Annotated in this window: 14 protein-coding genes; 3 read left to right on the top strand and 11 right to left on the bottom strand. The window is 63.9% G+C overall.

Translation table 11 applies throughout. The features are described from left to right. Nucleotides 1-139 precede the first annotated feature (139 nt). The 3 genes from KYT87_RS18930 (at nt 140) to KYT87_RS18920 (ending at nt 4078) form a co-directional block, all read left to right on the top strand. Complete coding sequence (locus tag KYT87_RS18930) at nt 140-1744, top strand: hypothetical protein (protein WP_046804125.1); 1605 nt, start codon at nt 140-142, stop codon at nt 1742-1744. A 562-nt stretch (nt 1745-2306) separates the two neighbouring features. Continuing rightward, complete coding sequence (locus tag KYT87_RS18925) at nt 2307-3056, top strand: response regulator transcription factor (RefSeq protein ID WP_219990579.1); 750 nt, start codon at nt 2307-2309, stop codon at nt 3054-3056. 356 nt (nt 3057-3412) lie between these two features. Then, on the top strand, nt 3413-4078 hold the full coding sequence (locus KYT87_RS18920) for a response regulator transcription factor (RefSeq protein WP_046804123.1): 666 nt from the start codon (nt 3413-3415) through the stop codon (nt 4076-4078). Between the two features lie 235 nt (nt 4079-4313). Here KYT87_RS18920 and KYT87_RS18915 read toward each other — a convergent pair whose 3' ends face one another. The 11 genes from KYT87_RS18915 to KYT87_RS18865 are packed head-to-tail and all read right to left on the bottom strand — an operon-like array spanning nt 4314 to nt 15689. Beyond that, complete coding sequence (locus KYT87_RS18915) at nt 4314-5606, bottom strand: glycosyltransferase WbuB (protein WP_219992721.1); 1293 nt, start codon at nt 5604-5606, stop codon at nt 4314-4316. After that, the gene (locus KYT87_RS18910; RefSeq protein WP_219990578.1) at nt 5603-6163 is read right to left on the bottom strand and encodes a putative colanic acid biosynthesis acetyltransferase; all 561 of its coding nucleotides are present in this window, start codon (nt 6161-6163) and stop codon (nt 5603-5605) included. The genes KYT87_RS18915 and KYT87_RS18910 overlap by 4 nt, the downstream gene beginning before the upstream one ends. Further along, nucleotides 6160-7047 (bottom strand): glycosyltransferase family 2 protein, encoded by an 888-nt coding sequence (locus tag KYT87_RS18905; protein ID WP_104144263.1) that lies wholly within the window; start codon nt 7045-7047, stop codon nt 6160-6162. The genes KYT87_RS18910 and KYT87_RS18905 overlap by 4 nt, the downstream gene beginning before the upstream one ends. Nucleotides 7048-7060: 13 nt before the next feature. Next, entirely contained in the window at nt 7061-8188 is a 1128-nt protein-coding gene (locus tag KYT87_RS18900) for a glycosyltransferase (protein ID WP_219990577.1), read from the bottom strand. After that, on the bottom strand, nt 8181-9485 hold the full coding sequence (locus KYT87_RS18895) for an O-antigen ligase family protein (protein WP_046804118.1): 1305 nt from the start codon (nt 9483-9485) through the stop codon (nt 8181-8183). The genes KYT87_RS18900 and KYT87_RS18895 overlap by 8 nt, the downstream gene beginning before the upstream one ends. Before the next feature lie 12 nt (nt 9486-9497). Then, nucleotides 9498-10400: a glycosyltransferase family 2 protein gene (locus KYT87_RS18890; protein WP_046804117.1), complete on the bottom strand. Its 903-nt coding sequence runs from the start codon at nt 10398-10400 to the stop codon at nt 9498-9500. Between the two features lie 22 nt (nt 10401-10422). Beyond that, entirely contained in the window at nt 10423-11739 is a 1317-nt protein-coding gene (locus KYT87_RS18885; RefSeq protein ID WP_046804116.1) for an oligosaccharide flippase family protein, read from the bottom strand. Nucleotides 11740-11772: 33 nt separating this feature from the next. Beyond that, the gene (locus KYT87_RS18880; RefSeq protein ID WP_104144265.1) at nt 11773-12735 is read right to left on the bottom strand and encodes a GDP-L-fucose synthase; all 963 of its coding nucleotides are present in this window, start codon (nt 12733-12735) and stop codon (nt 11773-11775) included. Between the two features lie 6 nt (nt 12736-12741). Continuing rightward, nucleotides 12742-13851 (bottom strand): GDP-mannose 4,6-dehydratase, encoded by a 1110-nt coding sequence (gene gmd, locus KYT87_RS18875; protein WP_046804114.1) that lies wholly within the window; start codon nt 13849-13851, stop codon nt 12742-12744. A 10-nt stretch (nt 13852-13861) separates the two neighbouring features. Further along, nucleotides 13862-14272, bottom strand: coding sequence for a VanZ family protein (locus KYT87_RS18870; RefSeq protein WP_219990576.1), 411 nt, complete (start codon nt 14270-14272; stop codon nt 13862-13864). Further along, nucleotides 14259-15689, bottom strand: coding sequence for a mannose-1-phosphate guanylyltransferase/mannose-6-phosphate isomerase (locus KYT87_RS18865; RefSeq protein ID WP_046804113.1), 1431 nt, complete (start codon nt 15687-15689; stop codon nt 14259-14261). Before KYT87_RS18865 ends, KYT87_RS18870 begins: the two co-directional genes overlap by 14 nt. Between the last annotated feature and the right edge of the window lie 2 nt (nt 15690-15691).

The raw sequence follows: 15691 nt of genomic DNA, 5'->3' as shown, positions 1-15691 counted from the left end.
ATGTGGTCTGGAAGGCGGGGGAAAAACGCCGCAGTATCAGCGCGAGGACTCAATTGCGTTGTACCGGCGATGCAAGGGGCTAGCCCGCGCACCAGGCCGGTGCGCTCGCCCTAGACGCCCTGACACAGGAGCGGGACATATGAAAACCTACCGAGTGGGACTGTTGGTTGACGGGTATGAGCAACCCGGCTGGATGCATGAGATGGTGGATTGGCTGGTCCATAGTCAGGATTTCGACATCTCGGCCTTATTGGTGATGAGCGGCGAGGGGGCCGAGAAGGCGCCGCGCCTGGCGGTCAAGGCGCTGTTCGGCACGTTGTCGCGCTTCGAGGCCCGGATGCTGCCGGCCAAGCAACGCCAGATGCTGTCTTGCGCGGACCTGCGCAAAAGCATGCCGTCGCCCTCAGTGCCGGTGCTGCCGCTGGAAGCGGGCGTGACCACGCCCGGCGCGCAGGACGCGGTCACTGCCCTGGGCCTGGATCTGGTCATCACGCTGGGCGCGTCGTGCGCCACTCGCGCGCAAATGGCCGACTGGGCGAGGATGGGGGTATGGCAATTGAGCTACTCCGATATCGCCGTGTCGACCAGCCGCTACGCCGGATTCTGGGAGGTGTTTCATCGCGAGGATCACACAACCGTAAAACTCTGGCGCATGGGAGCCAAGTCCGAACAGGACGAGCTGCTGGACCAGCGCAGTTTCAATACCGAAGTGTTCTGGTTGAAGAACCAGGCGCGCGCGTTCAGCCTGGGAAATTTCATGCTCTACGACGCCTTGCAGGCCCTGGCGCGCGCGCGCCAGAGCGAGCCGGCGCCCGACATGCAGATCATGAGCGGCCCGCGCCGGGCCGACCCGGCGGAGTGGGATAGCGCGGCGTATATTGCGCGCCAGGCGTGGTTAATGTCTGATTTGATTGTGCGGCGCATCATGAAGCGCAATGTGCGCTGGCGGATTGGTATGTTTCCGTCATCCCGGCAACAGGCGGTGGTATCGGAAGCCATGGTGCTGCAACCTCCCAAAGGTAGGTTCTTCGCAGATCCGTTTGTTTATACGCACGATAAAAAACCATATATATTTTTTGAAGATTACGACTTCACTTCCCGGAAGGGTACGATTTCGGTCGCGACCTACTCCGACGGGGCTTTCCGGCTGTTGGGCACTGCCTTGAACCTGCCTTATCACCTGTCGTTTCCATATATTTTTGAACACGAAGGTGTGACGTATATGGTTCCGGAAACGTGCGGAAATCGCAGTATTGAATTATGGAAATGCACTGAATTCCCGTTGAAATGGGAGCTTGATGTCACGTTGATGACCAATATATCCGCCGTGGATACCATTATTTTTAAACACGGAGAATATTGGTGGTTATTAACGAACATCGACCGAACGGACGGCCAAAGCCATTGCGACGAGCTGTTTGCGTTTTTCTCGGATTCGCCGCGCTCGACCGAGTGGACGCCGCACGCCTGCAACCCCATCGTGCGCAACCCCATGCGCGCCCGCAACGCCGGAATCGTTGTGTCGCCTAGCGGAGAGGTGATCCGCTGCGCCCAGTACCAAGGCTTTTGCCACTACGGCAAGGGCGTGTCCCTGAACCGCATCGAAGAGCTGACGCCGTCCACGTATGTGGAAACGGATGGCGAAATCCACTACGCCAGCTTTTTGCGCAAGCGTCATGCTTCAATGCACCATTGGCACCATCAGGGGGGTCATACCGTATTTGACTTCGCCTATATGGAGTAAATGGAGCATAGCGTTCCAAAATAAAAATGTTACCTATATTGCGATTCGGCGATCCGCAGCGGGCAGGGGTGTGTCTGCGGAAACATATCGAAAGTTATTTGGTCCAAATTTCGGCATATCGGCCGTGAGGGGCTTGCGCCCGGTCGCGGCTTTTTTATGGCCCCAATTTGGCCGACAGCGTTACGAATCAAGCCTCTTGGCGCGGCTCCCCATAGGGGGAAAGCCGTCATCGCCCCAGGGAAGTCAGTGAAAACCCTAGCGGTAAAAAGGCGGAGAGGGCGCTCTCATCCGTATTTACGAGAGTGATTAAGGCTAACGAATGATTTCTGTTTTTATCGGATTATATCGCCCTGAAACGTCTTGATTTTGAAGGTTTCGAACCATAAGATGGGTTCATGCCATCCGTTATGTTGGCTACCAAAGTTGCCCAGCCCAAATGCCCCGGTCCAGCTTCATTAGATATTCCGGGATATTGCGGACCACCCCCGCGGGGCTGGAAAAAAAATAGTCTTCAGCACAGCGAAGATCCCTTCTAGGCCCGTCGAAAAACCGGGAGGACACCATGGCCAAGATGGTCCTGATTGAAGCCCATCCGCTACTGCGGTTGGGGTTGTGGCAGATACTTAGCAAGTTGGACGATGTGTGGGAAATCGAGGGTATGGGCTTGGCGGACTTGTCCAAGGCCGATGGCGCGCACGCTGGCGCCGATCTCTTGATCTATGGGTTGCCGGTGGATACCGATGAAGCATGGAGCGCGCTGCACGAAATTCAGCGCGTTTTGACGCCCAAGCGGATTCTGCTGCTGACCGATGTGATGCCGTTGCCGATGCCGGTGCAAGGTTTGCCTGGCGCCAGCGTGTATGGCTGCTTGATGAAGACGGCTTCGGTCGAAATCCTGGAAGCCGCGATTCGCCTGGTCATGGCCGGCGGGCAGTGCTTCCCCAGCGAACAGGCAATGCAAGCGCCTGCCGCGGCGGTCTGCGCGTTGCCGGCACGTGATGGTGACGACGCTTCCAGCAAGGGCTCCATGCCGGTCAGCGCCGGTGCGCAGCTGCTTCAGATAACGCCGCGTCAGTACGAAGTGCTGGTGTTGCTGGCTCGGGGGTATCCGATCAAGACGGTCAGCCGCATGCTGAACATCTCGGTCGCTACCGCAAAGACGCATGCTTGCACGCTGTATCAGCGTCTGCATGTCAAGAACAAGGGCGAAGCCGTATACGCAGCGCTGCAACGCGGCGCAACCTTGGAATGGCATGAACCCAATGGCAGGGAATCGGACGCCGGGCAGATCTATGGGCGCAAGCTCGGCTAGCAAGAACGGGCGCGCCGCCTGCCCGGCAGCCAGGAACAGGTCTGTTCTGTTGCTGCCGGGGTCGCCCCACCATCCCGCCTAAGTCATACATCGCAGTTGCCGCGGCCCTTTCGGATGCGGCTTTCCCCCACCATTCATCCTCCTGAACGAGATTCAGCGAACGGTGCCGCTGATAGCATGGGTTGTGTCCGCAAGCATGGGTCGAGAGCGCGAACCACCACGCCTCGCCATCGCGATCCAATAGCGCGGGCAAGATTCCCTTGGGGTTGGCGCCGCACAGAACCTGCCATCGCAGTGTGATGCGCCGACGTCATGGGAACCGTGCATGGGCCATGTGTCACAAGGTTCTCCCCGGGATGACAACCGTACTGATCGAAGACTACGCTCTGCTTCGCGTCGCGATCCAGCATGTGCTGGAGCGTGTACGGAACGCCGACGACATCCTGGCTATATCGCCAGCTCATCTACTCAACATGTCCAGTTCGATCAACCGCCCGGTCGAGTTGCTGGTGATCGGTTGCAGCGGCATTGCCGAACAGGACATGGGGCTTATCTCGCAGGCCATGGCCTTCTTCATGCCCAGGCTGGTGCTGGTGCTGTATTCCGTGCTGGACCCCGCCGTGATGGGGGCGTGTGCGCGGGCAGGCGTGGCGGGCTATCTGCCCAAGGCTTCCAGCCCCGACGCGCTGGCCGCTGCCGTAAGCCTGGTCGTGGCGGGCGGCGAATGCTATCCGCAACCGGCCGGGCGGCCCCAAGGCGTCGCCCAGGCGCCCATGCAGGAACTGCGTGAACTGACACAACGCCAGGAAGAGATTCTTCAGCTGTTGGTGCAAGGCAAGACCATGCGCGAGATCGGCCAGCATGTCGGCATATCCGTGGCGACGGTCAAGAGCCACGCGCGCACGTTGTACTGGAAGTTGAACGCGCGCAACCAGGCCGAGGCCGCTTACATCGCGGTGCAGATGGGCCTGGTGCGTAGCGGCGGCCCGCCGCCCACCCCGAAGAAGGATGTGCTGGGCTAAGGGGAAGGGGGGCGGTCTCTTGCTCACCACGCCTGTCGGCCGGGGTTGCGCCCGGCCGATTGCTTTTGACTGCGGCCGGCAAGCGCAAAGCAAGCAGGGGCCCAAAGGAAAAACCAAAAGGCCAAAACCAAAAGGGCAAAACCGAAAGGCCAGAACCGAAACCATAAAAAAAACGGTAGAGATCCGTCGATCTCTACCGCTCCTTAAACGCTTGAATCTCCCGCCCAGCCAGCCGCTACCGTTCGCCCTCGCGCGGGACTGCATCCACCGCTGCCGCTGCCGTTGCCGCTGCCCCCTTCGTTGCACGCTTGCCCACCACCTTGGCGAATTCGCGTTCCGCCGCCGCCAGCACGGCATCCACGTGCAGGTGGTTCAACGCATACTGGCGCGCGGCGGCGCCCAGCGTTTCGCGGATCTGCGCGTTGTAGCTTAGCTTGCGCACCGCCTCGGCCATGGCCTCGGCGTCTTCGGGCGGCGTCAGCAGCCCGCAGCGCGCCACCACGCCGGCAAGCTCGGTGCCCGGCGCCGCGCCGCACACCACCGGGCGGCCGCTGGCCAGCATGCCGGTCAGCTTGGACGGCATCACCAGGTCGGCCGCGCCCGCGCGTTGCGGCAGCAGGTGGATGTCGGCCGTATTCAGCAACGCGCCCAGCCGATCGGCCGGCTGCAAGTCCAGGAAGCGTACGCGGGGCAAACCCTGGCACGCTGCTTCCAATGGCGCGCGCTCGGGTCCCTGACCGCAAAAGATGAACCACAGGCGGCTTTCGCGGCTCAGGCGCCGCGCCACGTCGGCCAGCGTCTGCAAGCCTTGCTTGCCGCCCATGTTGCCCGAATACAGCGCCACGATCGCATTGGCGGGTATGCCCAGTTGGGCACGGTAATCGCCACCCTCCGTGCGCGGCGTGATGGCGTTGACGTCGATCCAGTTGGGCAGCAGCACGGCGCGGTCGGGCTCGACACCCTTGGCGATGGCCAGGTCCAGCATGCGATTCGAAATGGTCGATACGCGGTCAAAGCGCCGCATCAGCCAGCGCTCGCCCCGCTTGACCAATGCGCGCAGGCCCGCTCCCTTGAGCAGGCCCAGTTCAAAGGCCGCGTCGACCTCGTAGTCCTGAATATGCAACCACGCGCGCGCGCCGCACAGCCGCGCCGTGATCCATGCCGCGGGCGCGCAGAACAGCGCCGGTTCCACCACCAGGATCAGGTCCGGCCGGCCGGCTGCCGCGCGTAGCAGCGAGGGCAGGCTGGACACCGCGAAGCTGGCCAGATGGATCAACCGCTTCAGGCCACCGGGGCGCGCGGGCACCCACAGCGGCGCGCGCCGCACGGTCACGCCGCGCCGCTCTTCTTTGCGATAGCGGCCGGCGTGGTAGCCGTCGTGCACCTGCCATTGCGGATAGTAGGGCGGGGCGGTCACCACGCTGACCTGGTGCCCGTGCGCGGCCAGCCACTCGGCCAGCTCGGCGCTGTACTTGCCGATGCCGGTCAGTTCGGGCGCGTAGTTGATCCCGTAGATCAGGATCTTCATGGCGCCGTCGCCATGCGTGGGCGCACCGGGCGGCAGGGGTTGCCATGGCACACCATCGCCGCCGGCATATTGCGAAACACGGAGCTGCGCGCGCCCACCACCGCTTCACGGCCGATGGTCACGCCCGGCCCCACGAAGACATCGGTGGCGACCCAGGCGCCGTCTTCCACGCGCACCGCGCGTTCGCGCAAGGGAAAGTCGGGCTGGCCGGCGTCGTGGTCTGCGGCGCACAGGTAGCTGCGCTGCGACACCACGGCGTGGGCGCCGATGTGGATGGGGCCCAGGCTGTACAGCACCGCGTCATCGCCGATCCAGGCGTAATCGCCAATCTGCACCTTCCACGGGTAGGTCACCGTGGCGGACGGGCGAACCAAAACCTTCTTGCCCACCTGCGCGCCAAAGCAGCGCAGCAGCCAGCGCCGAAAGCCATACGCCACCTGGGGCGACCATCGAAACAGCGTGGCCTGCACCGTCCACCACAGTTGCACCGTCAGCGCCGAGCGGCCGCGCTGGCCGGGAGCCAGCGCAAAGCGGTCCAATTGCTGAAGCGCGCTCATTTGGCGGCCCCCGGCACGGCGTCCGCCTGGGTTCCGTTGGCGCGCGCCAGACGGGCCTTTTGCAACTCTTCGGTCTTGATGCGGATCTGCCAGTAGTACATGGCACGCGCCACCGCGTAGTCGTAGCCCGCCTTGCCGTCCAGGAATCCCAGGCGGAACACGTACGAATGCAGGAACGAGATGGGCGCCTTGAACGGCATGGCCTGGAAAATGCGCTTGAGCAACGCGCGCGCGCCCACGTTGGCCTCACGCGGATCGTTCATCAGCCCCTTGGTGCGCAGGTTGGCTTCCCAATCCGAATAGCGGTTGTGCTTGTCGAAATAGTGGAACAGGGAATCGTGGTCGTTATGCACCATGCGCTGGCGCAGCGCAAAGGTCTCGCCCTTGACCTGCGGCTGGTAGTGGCCTTCCACTTCCCACATATGCGCCACGTCCAGGTCGTCGTAATCCAGAAAGCGCGATTGGTCGCGCGCCAGCAGCGCCAGCTTGTAGACGCGGTGGCCGTGCACCAGTTTCTTGCCGCAGAACACGTAATCAAAAGGCACGAACGCGCCGCCCGCGCCCGCCGCGAAGCGCGGCAGCACCTCGCGAATTTCGGCGGCAAGCTGCGGCGTCATTTCTTCGTCCGCGTCCACGTACAACACCACGGGATGCGAGAAGGGCAGTTGCTCCAGGCACCACTGCTTTTTCTTCGGGTACTTGCCGTTCCACTGGAAATTGGACACGCGGGCGCCCAGGGCGGTGGCCATCGCGCAGGTGGCGTCGGTGCTGTTTGAGTCCACCACGAACACTTCATCGAACTCCACCAGCGCCTTCAGGCACTTGGCGATGTTGCGCTCTTCGTTCTTCGTCATGACAACCACGGATACCGGTATTTTCTGCATGATGCTGTCCTGTTCAGGGCGTGCCGCGTTGCATCAGCGGCTGGAATAGCGCGATGACGTTGCGGCAGTGCCGCTCTAGGGAAAAGGCGTCGGCGCGTTCGGGGCCTTGCGCGGCCAGCTGTTCGCGCATCTTGGCGTCGTAGGCCAGCCGGCGCACGGCGTCCGCCAAGGCTGCCGCGTCGCCCACCGGCACCAGCAGCCCGTAGCGCCCGGCGTCCAGAATCTCGGCGGGTCCGTGCGGACAGTCGGTGGAAATCACCGGTACGCCCAGGCACAAGGCTTCCACCAGCACGTTGCCGAAGCTCTCGCGGATGGACGTCAGCACAAACGCGCCGGCGCTGGCGATGACGGGAAACGGATTGTCGATGTGGCCGGCCAGCGTGACCGGGCTGCGGGACGGGCGCTCGTCGATGCGCTTTTGCAGCGCGTCGTGTTCGGACCCTTCGCCCAGGATGGTGAAGGCGATGCCCGGGTCGTCCAGCAAGGCGGCCGCATCCACCAGCGTGGCGTAGTCCTTCACGGCTTCCAGCCGGCCCACCGCCACCACGTGATAGGGCGCGGCAGCATCGCCTTGCGTGCGCTGCGCGCCTTGGCGGCGCACGTTGTCCAGCGGCACGCCGTTGTAGATGGTGTGGACCTTGCCGCGCAGCGGCGGAAACATGCTGACCAAATCTTCCTTGACGCCGCGCGACACGCCCACCACCGCGTCGTGGCGCCGATACGTCTGGCTGACCAGCCAGCATTTCAGCCGCCGCATGCGCGAGGCGCCGTAGTGGATGGCCGGGCTGCTGTGCTCGAATGCCACGGTGCGAAACGTGCCGCCCAGTATCTTGCGGGCCAGCACCACCAGCATGTTGCACAGCAGCCCGTGCGAACACACGATGGCCGGCTTGTCGCGGCGGATCTGCGCCAGCAGGCGCATAAAGGCTACGGGCAGCATCAGCCGCAGCTTGGTGGGCGATTCAATGATGGGCAGGGCGCGCGTCACCTTCGGGTTGGCGACGGGGTATTCGCGGTTGCGCGAACGCAGCAGGAACAGGCCCGAATCAACGCCCTGTTCCGGCAGGGCATCCACGATGAAGGCAACGCATCTACCGACGCCGCCGTGCAAGTCTGGCGCGACAAACAAGACATCAGGCATGAGGAATCACTCGAGGTGGCGTCCGGCGCACGGCATCCGGACGGTGGCTGGGGGATAGCGGCGCACGGGGCGCGTCCGCGCGGGGCACGGGCATGATCTGCGCATTGCGCATCAACGACAGGCAATAGCACAACAGGAAGCCGGTGAACGCGGTCTTGGGCGCGTAGGCCAGCCCACCGGACAGTGAATCGATGAAGATGTAGATGGGCGCCGTGGCCAGCAGGTAGCGCCGGTGCATTTCCAGGCCGGGGTGCGCGTATCGCCGCAGCAGCGTCAGCAGCAATATCAGCAAGGGCGGAAGCATGATCATGATGGTGCCGACCACGCCGAACTTCATCAGGTAAAAGGCCCAGGAGTTATGCGCGAACGTGCTCAGCTCGAAGCCGTTTTCGCCCATGACCCAGCTGCGAAAGCCCGCGCCCTTGCCGAACACGGGGCTTTCGGCAAAGTAGTCCATCTGCCCCTGCATTTCCTGGATGCGCGCGCCGTAGCTGGAATCTTCGTCCAGCTTTTCCACGCTGAAAATGCGGTTGCTCAGCACGTCCAGGTAGCCGATGCTGGCAAACACCAACACGCCCGCGACGGCGGCGGGCGCGAAGATCAGCACGGCACGCCGGCGCAGTTCGGGGCCGGTGCCCAGCAGCACGGCAATCACCACCGATATCGCCAGTTGCAGGTACTGGCTGCGGTTCAGCGAAAACACCAGCGCCAGCAGCATGTACAGCGTCAACGCGTAGGCCTTGGGTCCGGACACGTTCAACGTGCGCCGGAACGTCAGCAGCGACACCACGCCAAACGGAATGGCCCAGACGCCCAGCCGCACGTTGCGCAGCGGGTTCGACACGCTGAACCCCTGCAACTGTTCCAGCAGCATCAGCGTGGCCACCGCCAGGCAGGCCGCCACGATGTACTTCTGCAACACCGCGTAGGCGGCCGGGCTGTCGATGTCCTTGTAGCAAAGGAACGGCGTGCACAAGAAGTAGAAGACGATGCGCAGGTCGCGCGCCACGTCGCCGGTTTCAATGCCGGGGTGGTGCATCGATACCAGCAGCAGATAGATCACCGACATGGCCTGCAAGCCCAGCAGCGCGCCAAGCAGGCCGCGCGGCAGGGCGTAGGCGCTGGGCTCGGCCAGCCGCAGCGCCTTGACGGCCAGCATGGCCACGAACAGCACATCGAAGGGCGACAGCTTGAAGCTGCCCACGCCCAGGATGAAGCGGTCGTCGTTCAGGGCCAGCGCGGTGAAGGCGAACAGGCCCAGCAGGTGCAAAGTGGATAAGCGGCGGTGCGGGCTCATGTCGGCGTCGTCCTAGTGCGCGGCCCAGTCGTCGCGTCCGAAAATCTTGGTGGTCAGCTTTTCGAACAGGTACGACAGGTCGCCCTGGCGCGCGTGCGCGGCCACCTTGGAGGCGCGGCACGACAGTTCGAACAGCTTGCCCAGGCCTGGTTCGGTGCGCCGGATGCGCGTGACGATCTGTTCGCGTTCTTCCAGCAGCACGTCCTGCATCAGCGCGGTCTTGGTTTCGTCATGCGCGGTGTAGACGCCCAGCGCATCGGGCACGATCAGGTTCTTGCCTTCGCGCAGCAGCCGGCTCCACAGCTCCAGGTCCATGCAGTAGCGCATGCTTTCCTGCAACAGCCCGTACTTGCGCAGCAGGTCGCGGCGGAAGATGGCCGACTGGTTGGGTATGGACGCCTTGACCACCGTCAGCGTGCCGCGATTGACGGGCGTGTAGTGGATCTTGCGGAAGATGTGGTTATTGGCGTCGGCCACGAACAGGTTGCCGCTGACGATCGGCGCGCGGCCCCGCGCGGCCGCCGCACCCAGCTTGCGCAAGGCGCCGGGGAAATACAGGTCATCGGAATTCTGCCAGCCGACATAGTCGCCCGTGGCGCGTTCAAAGCCCTTGTTGATGGCATGGGACTGGCCGCGGTCCGGGGTGCTTTCCCAGTACGTCAGGTAGCGCTCGTACTTGCGGATGATGTCCACGCTGCCATCGGTCGAGCCGCCGTCGATGATGATGTATTCCAGACGCGGATAGCCCTGGTTCAGCACCGACAGGATGGTGCGCTCCAGGAACTTGGCCTGGTTGTACGAGGGGGTCACGATGGTCACCTTGGGCAACAGGCCGCCGGCGATCGGCGCGGGCGGGCGCAGCTCGCGGACGAAGTCGATGAGCTGACGTGAATACTCGTTATGACGCTTGCGCATGTAAGACCTCAGCATGTAGGTGTTATCGGGTGGCCGCTGGCAACGCGCCCGGAAATTCGGGGCGGGATTGACGGATGGCGAGGGCCACGCCGGCCAGCGTGATCGCCGCATACGCCATGCGGCCCCACGCCGCGGCGTGTTCGCCCGCCGCGTGCACCAGGCCCGCCATGACACACAGCATCGCCAGTCCGCCCAACCCGTTCAGGATGGCGACGGCGCGGGAATTGCCCAGCCCCAGCAAAGAAAAGTGGGCCGCGGCGTTCAACGACAGCAGCCCGGAGGCCACGATCAACAATTGGAAAGTCCCCAGATGACCGGCCGCCACGTTGTCGCCTAGCAGCAGGTTCAACAAGGGATGGCTCACGGCCAGCACGGCCAGCGTGGCGGTGGCGGACAGCACCAGGTTCCATCCCATCATGCGGCGAATCTCGCGTTCGACGGCGCCCGCGTAGGGCGGCGACACCGACAGGCGCGTCACGCGCGGCATGGCCTTCTGGAAGATGGCCACCGAAGCGGTATGGATGATCTGGCCAACCTGCACGCCCACCGTGTAGATGGCCAGCGCGGCCGGCCCCATCATGCTGCCCACCAGCACGCGGTCGACCGAGCCGAAGGCCAGCGCGCTAAGGCTGTTCAGCCATGACCAGCGTGAAAACTTGAAGGCGTCCATCATGGCGCCCCGATCGCGCACCGGCCGCACCAGCACATGGCCGTAGGTGCGCGAAAACACGCGCATTTTCACGCTGCCCGCCACCAGCAGTCCCAGCGCCTGCGCCAGGCCGGTGTAGGTGGGCGACGCGGTCATCCAGGCGGTGGCGCAGGCCAGCGCCATGGTGCCGCTGCGGCTGAAAACCTCGCACAGCGCGGTGGCGCGAAAGTCCTCTCGGCCTTTCAGGCAGCCCGAAAACAATTGGTCGTATTGCTGCGTCAGGTAGATGGCCAGCGCTGGCAAGGCCAGCAGCGTGACCGCCACGCCGCCGAACGTGGCGGCGGGCCAGGCCAGCCCCACCACGGCCCAGAGCAACACGGCCGCCAGCGTCACCACGCCCAGCGCGCAGCCGATCAGCGACATGCTGACCCCCGCCGCGCGATAGGCGCCGCCGGGTTCGTGCATCCGCTCGGACACCAGCTTGGTGGCGGTCACGGCCGCGCCCAGGTTGGCGGCGTTGCCGAAGCCGGCCAGCGCGATGATCATCGAGTACTGGCCGAAGCCCACCGTGCCCAACTGCCGAAACAGGAGGGGCAGGGCGATCAGCGCCGCGACCGGGCCGATGCCGTATTCCACCAGCCCCCAGAAGGAGGCGTTGCCGGCGATGTGTTTCCTGACGAATCCAAACATCGGGGAAGCCTGTGGTGAGTGCTGGCGTGGCCGTCAGGCCACGGGCAGCGCCGATTGGGATTGATCCGCGCGTTCACGCAGGAAGTGCTGGTAGGCCAGCGCGATGCCTTCGGTCAATGACACGGCGGGTTGCCAGCCCAGCGCCGTCACGCGCGACGAATCCATCAGCTTGCGTGGCGTGCCGTCGGGCTTGCCGGTGTCGTAGACGATGCGGCCTTGGTAGCCGACCACACGCGCCACCAGCGCCGCCAGGTCCGCGATGCTGATGTCCTTGCCCGCGCCGATGTTGTAGATGCCCTCGGCGTCGGGGTGTTCCATCAGCATCACGCTGGCTTTGGCCAGATCGTCCACGTACAGGAACTCGCGCAGCGGCGTGCCCGTGCCCCAGATCGTCACGCTGTCCTGACCGGCTTCGCGGCCTTCATGGAACTTGCGGATCAGCGCGGGCAGCACGTGGCTGCTGTGCAGGTCGTAGTTGTCGTGCGGGCCATACAGGTTGGTTGGCATGGCGCAGATAAAGCGCGCGCCATATTCCCGTTGGTAGGCTTCGCACAACTTCAGTCCGGCGATCTTGGCGATGGCGTAGGGCTCGTTGGTGGCTTCCAGCGGGCCGGTCAGCAAGGCGTCTTCGCGGATCGGCTGGGGCGCCTCGCGCGGGTAGATGCAGGACGAACCCAGGAACAGCAACTTGCGCACGCCGGCCGCATACGCGGCGCGGATGACGTTGCACTGGATCATCAGGTTCTTGTACAGAAAGTCGACCGGATGATTCTGGTTGGCCAGGATGCCGCCGACCTTGGCGGCGGCCAGGTACACCACATCGACCGGCGTGGTCGAGAAAAAGCGGTGCACCTGGTTCTGGTTTTCCAGGTCCAGCTCGGCCCGGCTGCGGGTCAGCACGTTGGGGTAGCCGCGGCGTTGCAGTTCGCGGGTGATCGCCGCGCCCACCATGCCGCGATGGCCCGCCACGAACACGCGTTGGTCCAGGTTCGTCATGGCGCGCTACTCCTTGTAGGCGTAGATTTCGTAGCCGTTCTGTTCGACCAGCGCATCGCGGCGCGCGTCCTTCAGGTCGGCTTCCACCATTTCCTTGACCAACTCCGCGAACGTGGTGCGCGGCGACCAGCCCAGCTTTTCGCGCGCCTTGGTCGGGTCACCCAGCAGGGTTTCCACTTCGGTCGGGCGGAAGTAGCGCGGGTCGACCCGCACGATGACCTGGCCGGGCTTGACGTCGTGTACCGGCGAGAACAGCACGGTGGCCGTTTCTTCCAGGCCTTCGCCTTCCCATGCCAAGAGGATGCCCAGCTCGCGCGCCGCCGTATTGATGAATTCGCGCACGCTGTATTGCAAGCCGGTGGCGATGACGTAGTCCTCGGGCGTGTCCTGTTGCAGCATCAGCCATTGCATTTCGACGTAGTCACGCGCATGGCCCCAGTCGCGCAGCGCGGACAGGTTGCCCAGGTACAGGCATTCCTGCAAGCCCAGCACGATGCGAGCCAGGCCGCGCGTGATCTTGCGCGTTACGAACGTTTCGCCGCGCTTGGGCGATTCGTGGTTGAACAGGATGCCGTTGCAGGCGTACATCCCATAGGCTTCGCGGTAGTTCACGCTGATCCAATAGGCGTAGAGCTTGGCGGCGGCGTACGGGCTGCGCGGGTAGAAGGGGGTGGTTTCCTTCTGCGGCGTTTCCTGCACCAGGCCATACAGCTCGGAGGTGGACGCCTGGTAGAAGCGCGCCTTGTTCTCCAGCTTCAGGATGCGGATGGCTTCCAAAAGGCGCAGGGTACCCAGGCCGTCGGCGTTGGCGGTGTACTCCGGCTCTTCGAACGAGACGCCCACATGGCTTTGTGCGGCCAGGTTATAGATTTCGTCCGGCTGCACCGATTGCACGATGCGGATCAGGCTGCAAGAGTCGGTCATGTCGCCGTGATGCAGCACGAAGTTGCGCGGCTTGTCATGCGGATCTTGGTACAGATGGTCGATGCGGGCGGTGTTGAACAGCGAAGCGCGCCGCTTGATGCCATGGACTTCATAGCCCTTGGCCAACAGAAACTCGGCCAGATAGGCCCCGTCTTGTCCGGTAACGCCGGTAATGAGTGCCCGTTTTGGCATGGTTGTATCCTTAAGACTTAGTGACTGCACGAAAGGAGCCGAAGGCTGCGGAACCAATGTGCAATGAGATTACTGTTGCACCCGCCGCCAAGATATCGGCCAAAAGGTCTAAGAGTTCAGCCTGTCGGTAGGGAAAAAAGGATTGGATTGATTCATCCAGCGCACCCAGCGCGGTGACGGCAAGCATGGCCACCAGGGCAGGGCGCCGGTTGACCGACAGGTAGATCAATCCCGTCAATACGGCGTAGGCCAGAAGATGCAGGCGCTTGTCCCCAAAGGCATCGGACATCTCGGCGGCCAGCCCGGGCAGGTTCCCCACGGTGATCAACACCCCGAAGAACAGCCCCGCGACCGGCAGGCAAAGCCGGGCTACGCCGGGTCGCCAGAAGGGGATGGATGATCCCCGTTCAGACCCGGCCATACATATCCTGGAAACGCACGATGTCGTCCTCGCCCAGATACGCGCCTGACTGCACTTCGATGATTTCCAGGGGGATCTTTCCCGGGTTTTCCAGGCTGTGGGTTTCGCCCAGCGGGATGTACGTCGACTGGTTTTCCGTCAGCAGGTACTGCTTGTCGCCGTTGTAGATCCGCGCCGTGCCCGACACCACGATCCAGTGTTCCGCCCGGTGGTGATGCATCTGCGACGACAGCCTGGCGCCCGGTTTCACGGTGATCCGCTTGACCTGGTAACGCGGCCCGTGGCCCACCGAGTCATACGACCCCCACGGGCGCTGCACCTCGCGGTGATGGTTCAGCTCCGACCGGTGCTGCGTCTTGAAGATCTCGACCAGGCGCTTGACGTCTTGCGAGCGCGACTTGTGCGCGACCAGCACCGCGTCGGCGGTTTCGATCACCACAATGTCATCCAGCCCCACGGACGCCACCAGCCGGCTGGTCGAGTGGATCAGGCAATTGCGCGAATCCTCCACCATGACGTCGCCCGTGGTGGAGTTGCCTTCCACCGTCTTCTGGGCGATGCCCCAGACCGCGTCCCACGCGCCCACGTCGCTCCAGGACGCCGCCAGCGGAATCACCACCGCGCTGTCGGTGCGTTCCATGATGGCGTAGTCCATTGAATCGCTGGGGCAGGCCTCGAACGACGGCCCATCCAGATGAAACAAGCCCGCTTCGCCATGCCCCGTGGCCACCGCCGCCTGCACCTGTTCCAGCATCTTGGGCGCCAGCCGCGCCATCTCGGACAGGAACACCGACGCCTGGAACGCGAACATGCCGCTGTTCCAGTAATACCCGCCGTCATCGATCAGCCGCTGCGCGACTTCGGGCGACGGCTTTTCCACAAAGCGCCGCACGCGCCGCGCCGGCGCCATCACGCCGGGTTCGTCCGACTGGATGTAGCCATAGCCGCTAAGCGGCGCGGTGGGCGTGATGCCGAACGTGACCAGCGCGCCCTGGCGTGCCGCCTCGTACGCCTGCGCAAAGGCTTGCCGGAGCACGTCGCCGTCTTCCAGCACATGGTCGGACGGCATGATCAGCATGATCGGGTCTTCGCCGTCGCGCATGGCGCGCAGCGTGGCGGCGGCAATCGCCGGCGCGGTGTTGCGTGCAAAGGGCTCCAGGATCACTTCCGCGTCCTTGATGCCCAGCTCCTGCGCCTGCTCGGCGGCAATGTACTGGTGCGCGTCGTTGCAGACCAGCATCGGCTTGGCCTGCGCGCCGGCGGACCCAAGCCGCAGCAGCGTGTTCTGCAACAGGCTACGCGAATCGGTCAAACGGATGAACTGCTTGGGCAGCAGTTCGCGCGACAGCGGCCACAGGCGCGAGCCGGAACCGCCGCAAAGGATGACAGCCCGGTAGGCGGGAGGGGGATTCGTCATGG

Origin of the sequence: Achromobacter sp. ES-001, from assembly GCF_019448355.1 — a bacterium.
In the GTDB taxonomy this organism is placed as follows: domain Bacteria; phylum Pseudomonadota; class Gammaproteobacteria; order Burkholderiales; family Burkholderiaceae_B; genus Achromobacter; species Achromobacter spanius_B.
The sequence above is the reverse complement of the archived record's forward strand: the minus strand, read 5'-3'. Positions and strand labels throughout refer to the sequence as shown.

Excerpts from the sequence above, each read along its gene's own strand:
- KYT87_RS18930 (WP_046804125.1), top strand. The coding sequence starts at position 140 with ATGAAAACCTACCGAGTGGGACTGTTGGTTGACGGGTATGAGCAACCC.
- KYT87_RS18925 (WP_219990579.1), top strand. The coding sequence starts at position 2,307 with ATGGCCAAGATGGTCCTGATTGAAGCCCATCCGCTACTGCGGTTGGGG.
- KYT87_RS18920 (WP_046804123.1), top strand. The coding sequence starts at position 3,413 with ATGACAACCGTACTGATCGAAGACTACGCTCTGCTTCGCGTCGCGATC.
- KYT87_RS18915 (WP_219992721.1), bottom strand. The coding sequence starts at position 5,606 with ATGAAGATCCTGATCTACGGGATCAACTACGCGCCCGAACTGACCGGC.
- KYT87_RS18910 (WP_219990578.1), bottom strand. The coding sequence starts at position 6,163 with ATGAGCGCGCTTCAGCAATTGGACCGCTTTGCGCTGGCTCCCGGCCAG.
- KYT87_RS18905 (WP_104144263.1), bottom strand. The coding sequence starts at position 7,047 with ATGCAGAAAATACCGGTATCCGTGGTTGTCATGACGAAGAACGAAGAG.
- KYT87_RS18900 (WP_219990577.1), bottom strand. The coding sequence starts at position 8,188 with ATGCCTGATGTCTTGTTTGTCGCGCCAGACTTGCACGGCGGCGTCGGT.
- KYT87_RS18895 (WP_046804118.1), bottom strand. The coding sequence starts at position 9,485 with ATGAGCCCGCACCGCCGCTTATCCACTTTGCACCTGCTGGGCCTGTTC.
- KYT87_RS18890 (WP_046804117.1), bottom strand. The coding sequence starts at position 10,400 with ATGCGCAAGCGTCATAACGAGTATTCACGTCAGCTCATCGACTTCGTC.
- KYT87_RS18885 (WP_046804116.1), bottom strand. The coding sequence starts at position 11,739 with ATGTTTGGATTCGTCAGGAAACACATCGCCGGCAACGCCTCCTTCTGG.
- KYT87_RS18880 (WP_104144265.1), bottom strand. The coding sequence starts at position 12,735 with ATGACGAACCTGGACCAACGCGTGTTCGTGGCGGGCCATCGCGGCATG.
- gmd (WP_046804114.1), bottom strand. The coding sequence starts at position 13,851 with ATGCCAAAACGGGCACTCATTACCGGCGTTACCGGACAAGACGGGGCC.
- KYT87_RS18870 (WP_219990576.1), bottom strand. The coding sequence starts at position 14,272 with ATGGCCGGGTCTGAACGGGGATCATCCATCCCCTTCTGGCGACCCGGC.
- KYT87_RS18865 (WP_046804113.1), bottom strand. The coding sequence starts at position 15,689 with ATGACGAATCCCCCTCCCGCCTACCGGGCTGTCATCCTTTGCGGCGGT.